Annotated in this window: 9 protein-coding genes; 5 read left to right on the top strand and 4 right to left on the bottom strand. The window is 41.4% G+C overall.

Annotated features, from left to right (window positions below; translation table 11 throughout):
• Nucleotides 1-35: 35 nt before the first annotated feature.
• The 3 genes from PV403_RS20005 to PV403_RS19995 form a co-directional block, all read right to left on the bottom strand.
• A complete protein-coding gene (locus PV403_RS20005) occupies nucleotides 36-401 on the bottom strand; it encodes a hypothetical protein (protein ID WP_332085750.1) in 366 nt (121 codons plus the stop codon).
• Nucleotides 402-503: 102 nt separating this feature from the next.
• A complete protein-coding gene (locus PV403_RS20000) occupies nucleotides 504-2,501 on the bottom strand; it encodes a nuclease domain-containing protein (RefSeq protein ID WP_332085749.1) in 1,998 nt (665 codons plus the stop codon).
• 5 nt (nucleotides 2,502-2,506) lie between these two features.
• The gene (locus PV403_RS19995) at nucleotides 2,507-4,405 is read right to left on the bottom strand and encodes an McrB family protein (RefSeq protein WP_332085748.1); all 1,899 of its coding nucleotides are present in this window, start codon (nucleotides 4,403-4,405) and stop codon (nucleotides 2,507-2,509) included.
• Between the two features lie 559 nt (nucleotides 4,406-4,964).
• On the opposite strand from PV403_RS19995, the gene biuH reads away from it, so the two are divergent.
• From biuH to atzF, 4 genes are read left to right on the top strand one after another with little or no spacing between them, the layout of a single operon-like run.
• The gene (biuH, locus tag PV403_RS19990; protein ID WP_332085747.1) at nucleotides 4,965-5,666 is read left to right on the top strand and encodes a biuret amidohydrolase; all 702 of its coding nucleotides are present in this window, start codon (nucleotides 4,965-4,967) and stop codon (nucleotides 5,664-5,666) included.
• Nucleotides 5,667-5,699: 33 nt separating this feature from the next.
• Nucleotides 5,700-7,001 (top strand): cytosine permease, encoded by a 1,302-nt coding sequence (locus PV403_RS19985; RefSeq protein WP_332085746.1) that lies wholly within the window; start codon nucleotides 5,700-5,702, stop codon nucleotides 6,999-7,001.
• A gap of 16 nt (nucleotides 7,002-7,017) precedes the next feature.
• Nucleotides 7,018-8,679, top strand: a complete 1,662-nt coding sequence (locus PV403_RS19980) for a PucR family transcriptional regulator (RefSeq protein WP_332085745.1) — start codon at nucleotides 7,018-7,020, stop codon at nucleotides 8,677-8,679.
• A 36-nt stretch (nucleotides 8,680-8,715) separates the two neighbouring features.
• A complete protein-coding gene (gene atzF, locus PV403_RS19975) occupies nucleotides 8,716-10,512 on the top strand; it encodes an allophanate hydrolase (RefSeq protein WP_332085744.1) in 1,797 nt (598 codons plus the stop codon).
• 261 nt (nucleotides 10,513-10,773) lie between these two features.
• Here the strand turns inward: atzF and PV403_RS19970 are convergent, their stop codons facing one another.
• Nucleotides 10,774-12,117: a jacalin-like lectin gene (locus tag PV403_RS19970; RefSeq protein WP_332085742.1), complete on the bottom strand. Its 1,344-nt coding sequence runs from the start codon at nucleotides 12,115-12,117 to the stop codon at nucleotides 10,774-10,776.
• Between the two features lie 361 nt (nucleotides 12,118-12,478).
• Between PV403_RS19970 and PV403_RS19965 the strand changes: the two genes are divergently transcribed.
• The gene (locus PV403_RS19965) at nucleotides 12,479-14,821 is read left to right on the top strand and encodes an AraC family transcriptional regulator (protein WP_332085741.1); all 2,343 of its coding nucleotides are present in this window, start codon (nucleotides 12,479-12,481) and stop codon (nucleotides 14,819-14,821) included.
• The last annotated feature ends 70 nt before the right edge of the window (nucleotides 14,822-14,891 follow it).

Below are 14,891 nucleotides of genomic sequence, written 5' to 3'. Positions count from 1 at the left end.
TACCACATGCACTACGGGCTGCCTGTCTTTCTAATTTAATTGTTCAACATATATGATTCCATGTTAGCTCCCTTAAATTCACATGATATAGATACCATTTTTCTATCTCCAAAAGCAGTAGCGACGGAGAAGCCTACAGTCATATCATAATTTTTTTCTTGCAATTCCGATACAGTCACATCTGATATATCATCGAACTCAGCTAGTTCAGGTTCCGTAGCATACGATTTTCCTGCAGCCACACAAATGTTATATGCCGACTGCTTATCGAACTCTTGTTCTCTTAATACAATGCTAGGATCCCTAAGGAGATTTAGCGATTGTACAAGATGTGGCCCTTTAAAAACTACGACTATCACAATGATCCCTATAATAAGTGATAAATTAATGGATTTTCTCATATTTTCTGGTTTCATCCCTTGTTATTTATTATCGGGTCGATTGTTTTTCGTGTTTTTCTACACTGATATTTTAGATTTTGATCTGCTTAGAACAATTCTTATTTAGTTGATATTATCAATAGTTCTACCAAAAATATCTAAATTAATCACCTGACCATTAGCGTCCCTTGAACAAGCCGGACAATAAACATTCCATTCATTTCCGACTCGAATATTAAAATTACCTGAAGCATATTTTAACAAACTGACATTTTCACTTGAATTAGGATGATATTTTTTTTTACAAGTGTTATTAACCCATACTTCATTGCATGCTTCGCAAATATATGTTTGTTTATAAAATTTCTGGTCTATACAAGTTGCGTCTTCCCCACAACTAGGACACTTGTTTAAACGTTTGCCAAAGTAGTGAAAGATTCGTTTTATATAAATCTTCAGACCATCTGTATTCCCGGGTACGACATGAAAATGACTAAGAGAATATAGCACCTTTTTTTCAATATTCCAGTTACACGTTCGTTGATCCATGTGGACTAATGCAGCACTCTTCATAATGATTTTATCTTTTACAATGTTAAGATATCGCCGACAAGACCGCTCAATATCTTTCTCAAGTACTTTTTTATCCATATTAAAGTAAGGTTTATATTTGGCATCTAAAGTATGAGCGTGCCAAGTACCGGTGCTATTCTTTACAAGCAGCAGATAATCGGGTTTTACAAGTTTCCCGTCGGCGAGCATCAACTCGGGCTCATAATAAAGACCAACAACCTCGTCTCTGTTTTTAAATCTTCCGCTCCAACCGCTTAAGCTATGGGTCATATGAAAGTGTGATACGAGAGATCCAATTATATCCTCGCATACGAACTGTAGCCGCTCTAACTCACGTATCAACTGAAGGAGCATCCATACTTCGAACAAATGCGGAGAATTGGTAAGTGCTTGTTCAAATTCACGCTCTCTCGGTGTTAGTGTCGGTACCAATTCCGACATTTTTTCATGGATTTCAAATACGGCGTAATACTTAGGATCACTTGAAAAAAGATGTGTCCATTCGGGTTCTAGTTCGACGGTATCAAATAGATCGCTGTTCAGATAAGTTTCAATGAGTTTTTCTAAATGTAGCCAAATCCCGTTTCTCTCTGTAAGAAGAACCATGTCTTTTTCTACTCGCCTAATGCGTTTATCCAATGTTTCTGAAATTCTTTTGTTTTCTCCTATACTGGAAAACGAATCTATGAGTTCCTTTCGATTCTCAATGAGTTGCTGAAGGGCAAAAGCTTCTGTTGACCGCTCCTGCACAATTCGCTCAATTGTACGTTCAAGCATCCATTTAATCATACCATGTTCAGGCACATGGTTCTCCTTGATTGTTACTTTAGCAGATAACCTTTCTCTCTCCGGAAACATTGCATGCTCAATTATCGCTTTCCTGTCCCACTTTTTCATTTGGCGGATAGTTTTTCTCTCACGCAATGAAAAAAGAATTTCTGCTGGATTGGCTTCAATTTGATTAAGCCACTGTATCCAGTCATTGATCAGACTTTGAATTTTCTCGATTGGAAACAAGGGCATTTGCAACTCACGGACGACAACACGATTATCCTTCTGTCCAGGTCGATAAGAAAGATCCTCTATTATTTTTTTGATTTCTAACTGCATAACACGATACTGCCCATCTGATAGCAAGCTCGGAATGATTCTAACCTTTACTGAGTCGAGAAAACTCCCATCTATCCTATAAGCTACAATCTCCCATTCTCCGCATGAATTTGAGCCAAATATCGTTTCCTTTGTCGTCTCGTATCCATTCTCCATCCAACTTTGGGAAGAATCGTACCATAAATTTGAGTCATGGTCAGAAGGGGTCAAATTAATTTTATTCCCCCAAGCATCTTTAGCAATGACTTGACCGGCTCCACTTAACTTTACACCAATTCGTAGTAAAGTTTTTCGTTCACGGCTATATTCTTGCATTATGTAAGTATTGCTAACAAAATCTAACAAATCATAAATACGGACCTCCACTTCGTTATATTGGAACTCTCCGGTTGATAAGAGTTGTTTATTTTCTTTTACTTCTATTTTATGTAATTTCATGCTCATCACCAAAATCGAACAATTCGTTTATTTTCAAGCATCCGGGCAAGTTTTTTTGCAGAACGAGGATACTTATTAATCTCTTCATGAAAGCCACGCAAGATATTCATTCCTTGTTCGTCACGGATAGACAACTCAATCCTAGGAAGTATTTTAGTCATAATTAACTGATCGTAATATCTTTCTAGAAATTGTTTAGTCAATTTTTTCTTTGGGACAAAGTCCAAATACTTTGTGAGTTGTTTGAATCCACGGCTATTTAATGGCGCGTTGGAAATCAACTCAAGTCTACGTGATAATTCTATTAAGACAAGTGCTTCATTCAGAAAAGCATTTTCCACAGTATAAACAGAGCTTAATTGTTCCACAGAAACGTCTATGTTTCCGGAAATATTTCTTTGTTTTACTTTATTCTCTAATTTTACTTTTTCCTTTGTATCCAGATGATCAATTTCAATAACAAAGCTTCTATCAATAACTTTAGGACTAAGTGACTTAACTGTATGATCCATATTAAGAGTTCCTATAAATCGTACGTTTTTAGGAATCTCAAACCGATATGGAAAACGTTCGATTAATTCTAGAGCAGCAAGTTGTTGATCTCTAGGTAGGCTATCATCACTGTTTTCAATTAATTCCTTAGCCTGCTGATAGAATCGTTTATTATAAAGAGAAATATATTGCTTTTTTTGTTCCCTAATACTGAGAAACTCGGAAAAATAATGCTCAATATGCGCAAGGTTCATTTCATCTAGGCAAATCAGATGTAAATGTTCCTTTTCCTCGTCCAGAGAGGCATCTGCTAAAGCCTCCATAAAAGGAGAAGCAACAAATGATTTATCAACGGGGTTAAAATAACCGATCAAATCCTGGGTGTCCGTCCACCCCGACTGAATCGGAACAATTTTGACTTTAGCTCCTTTTATAGCATTAGCCATTTCCGTAACTAGAGTTGATTTCCCGGTTCCTGATGGTCCGCTTAATATGACAAGCGTGTTGGTCTGCAAAGCTCTGAAGAACATTTCAATGGTCATTTCATCATATAAGAGATCGTCCTCAGAATTGTGGTAAATAATAGACTGCAGCATCTCTACAGCTTTTTCTGGTTCCCACTTATGCACCTGGAGAGGAACATCCTCTTCACTATCATCTTCAAGTCGCATATTCCGGTCGATTCTATCAAGAATACGATTCCATTGTAACTGCTTCTCATTCAATTGCTGTAGTCTCTCTTTATAACGAACCTCGTCCATTTCGAGTTGTTCATATTGGTTTGTTAACTGGGCATATTCAGTCTCGTATTTTTGTTCCATTATACCGTAGTTCTCTAGAAATTTGGCTACAATGGCTGTTTCTACATCTGTACCAAAAAGCTCTGTTGCGGCACGAGCCAATAACTTATTCCCTCTTCGATTTAACTGTTCTACTAATATTTCCTGTACCCCGTTATAAGTCTCTAGTTTAAACTTCAGTAAATTATCTATATGTTTAAAATGACGTTGCACTTCATACTCTGCTTCAAACAGGTTTCCTTTGATGAGTGGGATATGAAATCGTTCTGAAGAAATAATAGAAGAAACCGTCCAAATATTGGTTGGATCTACGGGATTCATACAAGCTCGGTAGCTACCATTTTCCGTAGGTTCCATAACAATTGCAGTTACAATAAGCACATCGCTCTTTTTCTGGCTCTTTGTAATTCCATATGAATCGACAGCCAATGTAATTGTATCTCCAAACATCTCAGTTTTTAATTTCCGGATTAAGATCTCCATGCTAGCAAAATAATCATTCTCCTCATTACTTTCATATAAAGCCTTTTGCATTATGACATCTTCTATAGTCTCTTTAGCTTCTGTACGTAGCCATTCTTCAAAAGTCTTCGTAGTATTTATTGTGGTCATTATTCTCGCTCCTAACACGATCAAGGAAGACTTAACCTCTCCCTATCTTAAGTTTGTTTTTAATTCAATTTTTATAGAATGCCTACCAACGCGGCGACTATCTCTACTAACTATATCGGTTAAACCCTTATAAATTTGTTGGTTTTTCCTGAGCTTGAAATATTTAAAGATTAACTTATCCAATTGGAACATAACAAATTTGAAAGATAAAACAATCTGCATTTGACCTATGCTGCCCTCTACTTAGATTCATAGTTGAATTTCCTTGTTGGCATCCGATGAAGATGATGTCATGTTTTATTACATTCTAGTTTGACTTAGATAACTTCATACTACTATCAGTGCCACTAAAAAGTGTGATTAGATAAGGTTTCGTTCCTGAATATTTAGTTTTCCGCTGGTTTTGTGAATAAATCACACAACAAAATAAAATCTTTTATGAATAGCTTACAATGACATTCTTATACATATGTAATATAATTTAACAAATAGTAAAGGTAAGATAACATGATATGTTAAGTAATTAATTCTTTTATTTTATATTAAGGAGTGGATTTTAATGCATATGATCTCGAGGCCGTATTCCTTTCCATTTGATGGAGATCTAAGAGCTGAAAATACGGCGCTTATTATTATTGATATGCAGATTGATTTTTGCGGAAAAGGCGGTTACATCGACCAAATGGGCTATGATCTGTCTTTGACGCGGCGGGCAATCGAGCCGATTCAGCGGATGCTCACCTGCGCTCGCAGTATTGATGGGCTTACCGTTATCCATACGCGAGAAGGGCACCGCGAAGATCTTTCTGACCTTCCGGCTAACAAAAGATGGCGCAGCAAGCAAGTCGGTGCCGAGATTGGCTCAGAAGGACCTACAGGACGAATTCTTGTTCGCAATCAGCCAGGTTGGAACATTATTGAAGAATTGACCCCACTACCAAGCGAAATCATCCTCGATAAACCTGGAAAAGGATGCTTCTACGCCACGGATCTCGATATGATTCTTCGGACTAAAGGTATCAGGAATCTCATTTTGACGGGAATTACGACAGATGTTTGCGTACACACAACGATGCGGGAAGCAAATGACCGCGGATATGAGTGCGTTATTCTTGAGGACTGCACTGGAGCGACCGATCCAGCTAATTATCAAGCGGCACTGAATATGATCACAATGCAGGGCGGCATTTTCGGTGCCGTCTCCGACTCCGAGGAGGGAATATCCACTCTCAGGCAGCTTCAAAAGAAGACCGTGAAATAAAATCTACTTATTTCATATTAGGGGATGATTTCAATGAGAGAACAGAAAAATCAGATACTAGAAGAAGAGTATGAAAACTCCGCTGTTCCTGCCAAGGCACGTAAAAGTCTTTTCTCCGTATCTATGATCTGGATCGGATTTCCTATGATTATGACCAGTGCAGTTACGGGGGCAACCATCGTTGGCGGTCTTGGGTTCTGGACGGGGATGCTATCCATTCTGATCGGAAATCTCATTCTGTTTGGTTATGTGGGTACTCTAGCAATGCTATCGGCGAACAAAGGATATAACTTTTCACTTCAATCGGCCATTACCTTTGGTAGCAAAGGGGCCCGCGTTGTGTCAGGCCTGTTGTCTACGCTCGTTATCGGCTGGTTTGCAGTCCAAACCGGCATGACTGGCAGCAGTATGCATGATGCTTTTGGCAGTAACGCATTCCTCATCACATTAATTGCCAGTGTACTATTTATAGTACTAACTCTCTTCGGCGTAAAAGCACTCACCTATATTGGAGCAGTATCAGCTCCATTTTTCTTCCTCATTGGACTGTGGGCTGTCCACGATGCAACCAAGAACATTGGATTCTCCTCCATCACCGGTTTTCAAGGGACGGGTATGATCAGTATGGGTCTTGCCGTAACGATGGTTATCTCACTATTTGCTGATTCTGGAACGATGACCGCTGACTTTAATCGCTGGTCTAAAAATAAAAAGCAGGCGCTGGCATCTACGTTTACAGCATTTCCGCTTGCCTGTATGATCGCCATGGTTTTCGGTGGCCTCATTGCAGCTACCGCTAGCCAAAACTCTGATCTATTTCTATATATAGCCGGCAAAGGCGGTATGATTGCCTACATTTCGATACTCCTCCTATTCCTGAATTTGGGCAGCGTCTGTGCCCACTGCCTCTACAACGCGTCTGTCGGCTGGTCCAGCCTGACGGGTCGTAAAATGCGGGAAACAGCTGTTGTCCTTGGCGTAATCGGCACAATCTTTGCCTTATCCGGAGCATGGAACCATTTCTTTGACTGGCTTAATTTGCTCGGCATTATCGTGCCTCCAATCGGCGCTGTTATCCTTTGTGATCAACTCTTTCTTCGCAGGAAAGCCGATATCAGCCAAACGGTGCGAATTTCCGCTTTTGCCGCTTGGGTGATCGGTGCTTTTATTGGTCTGATCGTTGACCAGTTTGCCCCGTTCTTGTCCACTGCTGTCATGTCCATGCTTACCGGCGGTTTAGCATATTTAGCCATTATGCTAACAACCGCAAGCTTCTTCACAACTGCAGAACCCGTGAAAAACCTTGCCATAGAGCCAGGACAAAAACAAAGTTAGTAAAGGAAAATGTGATATGAACAATCATGGACTGCTGCAATCTGCAGATACCGAATTTACTTGCGCTGATATTCTGAGGCTCCCGAATCTAGTAGGCATACGCCTGCGGGCAGGGGAGGCTGGACTTTGCCATCCGGTAACCCATGCCAATGTTATGGAGGTTCCAGATATAACTGACTGGGCCCAAGCAGGCGAGTTTTTGATGACAACGGGATATCCTTTTCGGGATAATCCTTCAATGTTGTCCGGCATGATCCCTAGATTAGTTGAAAAGGGCGTAGCCGCTCTTGGGGTGAAGACCAAACGCTTTATGTCTGAAATCCCCGAAGATGCAATTGAACTGGCAGAACAGTATGGCTTTCCGATTTTCGAATTACCTCCCCATACCGTGTTCTCGGAAGTGCAGCGGGAAACGATGGAAAGAGTGCTTGCTAAGGAGACTGGAATGCTAAGCGCACTGCATCAGCACGTGCAGCAGTTGTCACAGTTGATGTTAGAAGGAAAGCCGCTGGATGAATTTATGGCTTGTCTTGAAGCCATCATGAAACGACCTGTCGCGCTTTTTGATGACAGTGGTCAGCTCTATGCATCTGAAACAGGGACTGACTTAAAAGAAATTCTAGAAGGAAAACCGTTTGGTCAGTGGATAGATCTTGGGGTTGGTAAGGCTTCAAAAACTACTGTAATTCATAAGGATTTACCCATTCGGGCAACGCCTATCCATGCGAGTGGAGGTAAGCAATCTGCCGTGCTGTTTACGGCGGATTGTCCTATTCTGCATTCAAAGATGGATATCCTTCTTCTAGAAAGAGTCAGTGTTTTAATTGGGATGGAGCTTTCAGCCATACGTATGCGCAGGGAGATTGAATCTAAATATGTGGATCAGTTTTTACAAGATTGGCTTCTTGGCCGTATTCCTACAGAAAAGGACATTCACATGAGAGCAGAAACTAGTGGCTTTTGTTTACCGAATATAGTACCTATTTTCGTTATACTCGCTAGGCCGCTAGATCAGCGGCTACACCCGGGCAGACTTAAACAAGCAGTGATAGATCTGCGTTCCATAAATGTCGCGGAGAACACCCAAAGACATCATATCCATGGAGTTGTTATTCGGGATCAGCTTGTGTTCATCGCGGCCGGTGCAGATGCTGATTTTACTGTCCGTTCCGTGAGGGAAGAGCTTGCTTTGATATTTACTCATCCCGATGAGCCTTCTTTTTCTCTATGTACCGGGAAAGGTGCTCTATCGCTTGATCAGGTTCAAGACAGCTACCAGGAAGCAGTGAAGGTGGCTTTGATATCTGAAATTACAGGAGTCAGGCAGCCGCAAGTTACCATGGAACAGCTTGGCATCTACCGCCTGCTGTATTTACTCTCTGACGATGAGGAAGCCAGCTCGTTTCGGGATCAATATATTGAACCTCTCACCGTTTATGATAGCAGGCATGGAGCTTCCTTGCTCCTTACTGCCAGAACCTATCTTGAGCACAATTTAAACGCGAAAAAAACCGCGGCTGCGTTATTTACTCACTACAACACAGTCATGCACCGGCTAGAACGGATTGAAGAGCTGCTTCAGATCAGTTTTGACCTCGCAGACGACCGCCTGCAGCTGGAAATGGCAATAAAGCTGTATGCCATGCAGGCTAAAATTAGCAAACATAAGGAGAATTGAGTTAAACACGTTAAACAAGAATGGAGCGGAAGCGTCATGGAAAACATATGCACCTTCTCAGAAAAAGCAAGCCTGCCCAAGTTATTAACCATTACCTGTTTAAAAGACCTTTATCAAGAACAGAAAATTACCCCAATCCAGGTCATTGAGGAGATTATAGAGCGTGCTAATGCGGATCATGAGATGAACATATGGATTGAAGCTCCCACCATGGAAAGGATTGCACCTTATCTTAAGCGACTAGAAGCCATAGACCCAGCAAATTGTCCATTATGGGGCATTCCTTTTGCGGTCAAAGATAACATAGATGTAGCGGGCTATCCAACAACTGCTGCCTGCCCGGATTTTCAATACGTACCGAAAGAGCACGCTTTTGTCGTCCAAAAATTGATTGATGCGGGGGCTATTCCTGTTGGGAAAACCAATTTGGATCAATTCGCAACAGGTCTCGTCGGCACCCGAAGCCCCTATGGTGAAGCGCATAATGCCTTGAAACCAGAGCTCATCAGCGGTGGTTCGAGTTCCGGATCCTCTGTCGCCGTGGCACGAGGCCAAGCGGCCTTTTCCCTCGGAACGGATACGGCTGGTTCAGGAAGGGTGCCGGCTGCATTGAACCGGCTGGTTGGCTTTAAACCAAGTCTTGGTGCATGGTCGGTCGGCGGGGTTGTTCCTGCTTCGGCAAGTCTAGATTGTGTCACAGTATTTACAAACCAGCTTCAGGATGCCCTAACTGTGGACCGAATTGTTCGCTTTGTAGATGAAGAGGACTGCTGGTCGAAGGTAGTTCCGCTAAAGCCTAGGCAGGCACCGCTAAAACTGCTGATTCCCGAACAAACCGATCTGTTTTTTGGACCATTCGAGGCAGAGTATGAGAAGGCATGGAAAGAGTCACTGCAGCGGATCGAGTCCTTAGGTATCTCGATTGAACGAATTGATATCTCTTTGTTCGAGGAAGCAGCCAAGTTATTATACGGTAGCGCCTGGGTGTCGGAACGCTGGGCTTCTCTCGGCGATTATGTAGAAAATCATCCCGGCAGTGTTCTTCCGGTAACAGAGCAAATACTCAGGACTGGTGCTGATAAAAACTATGACGCAAGTTCAGTATTTCAGGCTTTGCACCTGCTGCAGCAATATAAAAAGAAGACTGCTGCTGTGCTGGATAGCGCCGTGTTAGTTCTCCCAACCTGCGGAGGAACTTGGCGTAGGGAAGATGTGGCTCTGGATCCATTAAACACGAACCGTGAACTGGGGCGTTACACCAATCATTGCAATCTGCTGGATTTGTGCGCTATTGCGATGCCTGGGGATGATGCGGCAGAGGACTTGCCTTTCGGACTAACGTTCTTCGCTCTTTCGGGACAGGAACATCTGGCTGAGTTTATAGCGGGGAAATTTGAAGGTGAAAGTAGCCCGGCTCTAGAGTCTGAGCTCTCCGTAAAGACTGAAACTACACTGGTTGCCGTATGCGGCTTGCATATGCGGGGCTTTCCGCTTGAGAAGCAAATGCATGCTTCATGTGCACGCTTTGTAATGGAGACATTAACCGCTCCAAAATATCGCCTTTTCAAGCTGGACAGCATGCCTGCCAAGCCGGGGCTGATTAAAGTTTCGGAAGGAGGAGCACAGCTTCAGCTGGAGATATGGGAAATGCCTTTGTCGGCCTTCGGCAAATTCGCAGCTTCTATTCCTGCTCCGCTGGGAATCGGGAAAGTTGAGCTCGAGGATGGGCGAGAGATTCCTGGATTCTTGTGCGAAGCTTATGTCGCTAAAAGCTTATGTGATATTACTGCATTAGGGGGATGGAAGAATGCAGTATCAGTGACCGGACAATAGAAAGGAATGCATTCAAGGACATTTGATAGGAGCGCATATGATGACAGAAGTTCGGGTCATAGTTCATTTATCCTGAGCATCTGAAACCGGATGGGGCAACCTATTTAGATAATCTAGCTATGCATTAATCCCTACAAAAGTCCGTAACTTCTATACCTGAAGAAAAAGTGAAAAGAGAAGATATACACTCCAGAAACGGAGCGAATATCTTCTTTTTCAATTACGAAAAGCATTCGAGGGGAGCGCTTATTAATCCAATACTTATTTTAATGGTTTATATATGACACCTAGCTGATCCATTTCATCACCTGCTTTACCATAGAAACCCGCAATATACCAGCCATTCGGAGCTTGGATAACCATCTGCTCTGTAGTCGCTTGCCCGCCTGTCACTGTGTTCCCCAGATTTGTGATAAGCTGCAAATAAAAAATCCGTTGTCCTCCGTTACGGCTACCTTCTCCAATGACAGCTTTAGTCAAATATTCATTTGATGCCAAACTTATCGTCTTCGCCGTGGCTGATCCGCCATGTGTAAGCTTTGTTCCATCTCCATATGTTGTTGATATACCATTTACTCTGCTTCCACTTTGAATGGTAACCGACTTAATGCCTGCGTCTGGAATCTGTTCTAAATCATTAAATCCCTTTCCACCAGATCCACCTATGCTAGAGCTGATTTGTACGCTTGGAGAAGTGGTATAGGTAAATTCAGCAGTAATCGGGTAATGATCAGACAACTGCTCTCCAGTATCCGTTAAAAAGTAGGTGTCTTCAATTCGAAAGGATTCTGCGTTTAATTGAAGCGCGCTGCTTCCGCGGTACAATATTTTGTCTACTATCTCAAAGCCAGGACCGTTCACATCAGACTCATCCGTCAGTGCTTCCCCGTCTGGCGGAATTTGACCGCTTCGCACGATATCCACCCACGGATCTCTCAGCCCGTTATGTGTCATCAGTATCTCAATATTATCTGCTGTACGGGTGTACCTTGTATTGGTATCGCCAAATACAATCACTGCATTTCCTTCCGAATGCTGCTCAATATAATTTGATAGCTGCTTAATATTGCTGCGACGTGCGGCAAGGGACTGTTCATCTGAGCCAGCATCGGCGTGCAAATTATACACATCAATTTTGACACCGAGCTCAATTTCATATGTCATGAAAGTGAATCCCTTAGGTGTCAGTTCATCATTTCCGCTGTCAAAAAGCCCATGCCGATCATTCCAAGTAATACGCTGTAAATCCCGATAAGGATATATAGATAAACTGTTAAGCCCGCTCCCGAAGCCTGCAATGCCGCTGCTTGGGGTGAGGTATGGATGGTTTGCCATTGAGATCAACTCTGCATGATAATTGAAATCTTCCTGCACGTTAATGATGTCATAAGCATTTAGCTTTGGTGAGATTTGCACTGTGTATTCCTCGGGATTGGAACTTGAGAAAATATCGGGCAGACCTCCTACATTGTAACTGAGCACATTAAAGGAACCGGACTTTACCATTTCGCTTGCCGCTGCGGCTCGTTGTGAACTAAAAGGAATGGCCAAGATTAATACTAGTGCTAGCAGAAAGTTACGCAGTACTCTGGATTTATAATTCATTTTATCCTCCTCATAGTAAAAGGTTGAACATGGATACTTTACTTAGGTGCTAGCTTCACTACATGTGCATTAATAGCTGTCAGTAAATATTATTGACGTTATCAAGTCCCATCCTTCTTTCTTCATTAACTGAATTCTCTTATTTCACACCATCCTTCTCCTGTTAAAGTATGAATCGATCTCAATCTAGCATTTCAGCATAGCAACCATCAATATGATAATTTCCACTTTTTATAAAAATGGGATGGTCCTCGGCCTTTTAAAGCTATGATTTTACAATCATTTAATCAAAATCGCGATTGAATCGGTCGAATCTCGTCTGGGGTATAGGGTATGCTCGAGAATGAGAGGAGGGTCAATTGTGAAAAAGTGGAATTCCGTCTTAGCTAATTTGGCTATTTCTCATGTGACTGCTGTTTTTGTTGTTGTCATGTTATTAAGCTCTGCCTTCTATATTATTCTCACGAAAAATTACAAAGAAGAGCTGCTTAGTAAAAATCAGATTAGGATGAAAAACACTGTCCAAACGATTGAATCTGCTGTTTTAAAGAGAGTTCAGCAGATTCATCTCGATATCTCACTTGATAAAAACGTAAACCTTCGTTTATTTACGGATTCTTCTTATGCTAATCATCGTAGCGAAGTAATTGAACTTAAGGAGTTAATCCAATCAAAAGTGACGAATAACTCTGATCTTATACATGCGGTGCACCTCTACTACCCAAAACAGCGGATCATGTTATCTTCCAGCCAGGGGCTCCGTTTCAATGCTGATGAAGGGAGTGAATTTGTGTATTTTGAAGAATGGGTTAGTGGCATGCGGACAAGCAACAAGAGCAGTTTATGGACTAAGGCCCGGTTAGTACCTCAGGACATCTACTCCAATCTGCATGATACTTATGCCAGTGAAATAGTTACATATGTACACAGCTATCCTTTTCAGTCCTCCGGTCAGCTAAGTGAACTCTTGATTGCTATAGATGTAAAAGAGAGTGCAATCAGCTCCATAGTTAAGGACATTTTACCTGCAGATTACCAAAATACCCTTATTTTAAATTCATCAGGTACTACGATAAGTGATACAAGCAAGGGGAATATCGGTGTTCTTTGGGATCATGACACTGGTATACAAAAGGTGCTAATGTCAAAAAACGAATCAGGAAGTTTCCTAGAAACCATTCATCATACCGATTATATCGCTTCGTATCATACTTTTATGACTACCGGCTGGAAGATCTACAGTGCAGAGCCTGCAAGCACCTTTTATAAATTGTCTAATTCCAATCTGAAGCTCATAATTGGAATTAGTTTATTTGCCACCCTAATAGGATTCGTTTTATCTGGAATTCTGGCTTTTGTCAGCTACCATCCGATCAAACGAACCGTTATGAAGATCAAGCATTTCACAGATCATTCGCCTAATCTTTTGATGACAGATGAACTCGGCCTAATTGATTATGCCTTTGATGAGCTGACTAATAAGGTCAGTAGCTTGGAAGATACGATACTTACGAACAGCCCAGTAATTAAGCATAATGTGGTGTTGAATATGTTACGGAATTCTTATTCCTCTGAGGAGTTGGCAAAAGAAATCTCATTACTCTTTATTCCCCCTCTATGCGCACATTACTGCTGCCTGCTCGTAAGTATAGATGAAACTGTCACGGCACAGAATTCACCTCTTTTCAGTCATCTAATGAATTCGCTTAATATAGAAGCATTGCAGGAGCCTTTACATAAGTATCACGTAATATCAGCGATGCTCACAAATAACAAAATAGCGATTATTATATGTACGGATAAACAAAACAACCAAATACTAGATAGAGTATCTAGTAGAATTATTTCAGGAAGAGAAGATCAGTGGAATCAAAATTCGAAGGTATCTTGGGGAAGCTGGGTTACAGAATTAAAAGATATCCACATTAGCTACAACGAAGCAGAAGTGTTGATGAAATATGGATATTTTTTGCCGGGACAGTCCATTTTGAAGGATCATAAAATTTTGGATAGGGAAAATAATCATGATGAAATTTCGCAGTCTCTTTTCAGTCAATTTAGAGATAAGTTGCAAGCTCGTCAGGCAGCCCTTGCAATAGAATCTGTTGATCGGTTGATACAAGTTTTGCATGAAGGAAATTATTCGGCTCATCATTGCCATTTTGCGCTGGCAAATATTTTGTTCATTTACTGTGATTATCTCAAGTGTACCCGGTATAAACCTTTTACTGATGAAAAAACCGATTTATATCAGCAACAGTATCTTCAGATAAAGAATGTACAGGATTTTCGAGATTGGCTCGCGGACTCTATTGCTGTGTTTATGAACAAAATAGAAAAAAGGGCAAGTGAACGATCCGTTGCTAGTATAGAACTCGCCAAGCAGTATATAGAAGTTCATCTGTCTGAAGATTTGTCGCTTGATATTGTAGCTGCAAAAGTATTTATAAGTCCAAAGTACATGAGTAGACTTTTTAAGGAAGAGCTTGGAGTTACCTTTACGGAGTATGTCACCAGCAAGCGGCTAGAAAAAGCAAAGACAATGATCGAGAGAGACAATATGACGATTGAGCAAATCGCAAGCACTGTAGGCTATGGAACTTCAGCTTATTTCATAAAAAAATTCAAGGAGACGTATGGGTGTACACCAGGCAATTACATGCGTAGCATGGCTGAATATAGCAGTGAAACCAAACTAGCTTAAAAATTATTTTGAATAAAAAAAGAGTATTCCATGACTTACCTCAGCTAAACCGATTTTTAATCGGTATAAT

The sequence above is a fragment of the Paenibacillus sp. GYB006 genome (genome assembly GCF_036577645.1).
Taxonomy (GTDB): Bacteria; Bacillota; Bacilli; order Paenibacillales; family Paenibacillaceae; genus Paenibacillus.
This window is presented reverse-complemented; position numbering and strand designations above follow the sequence as displayed.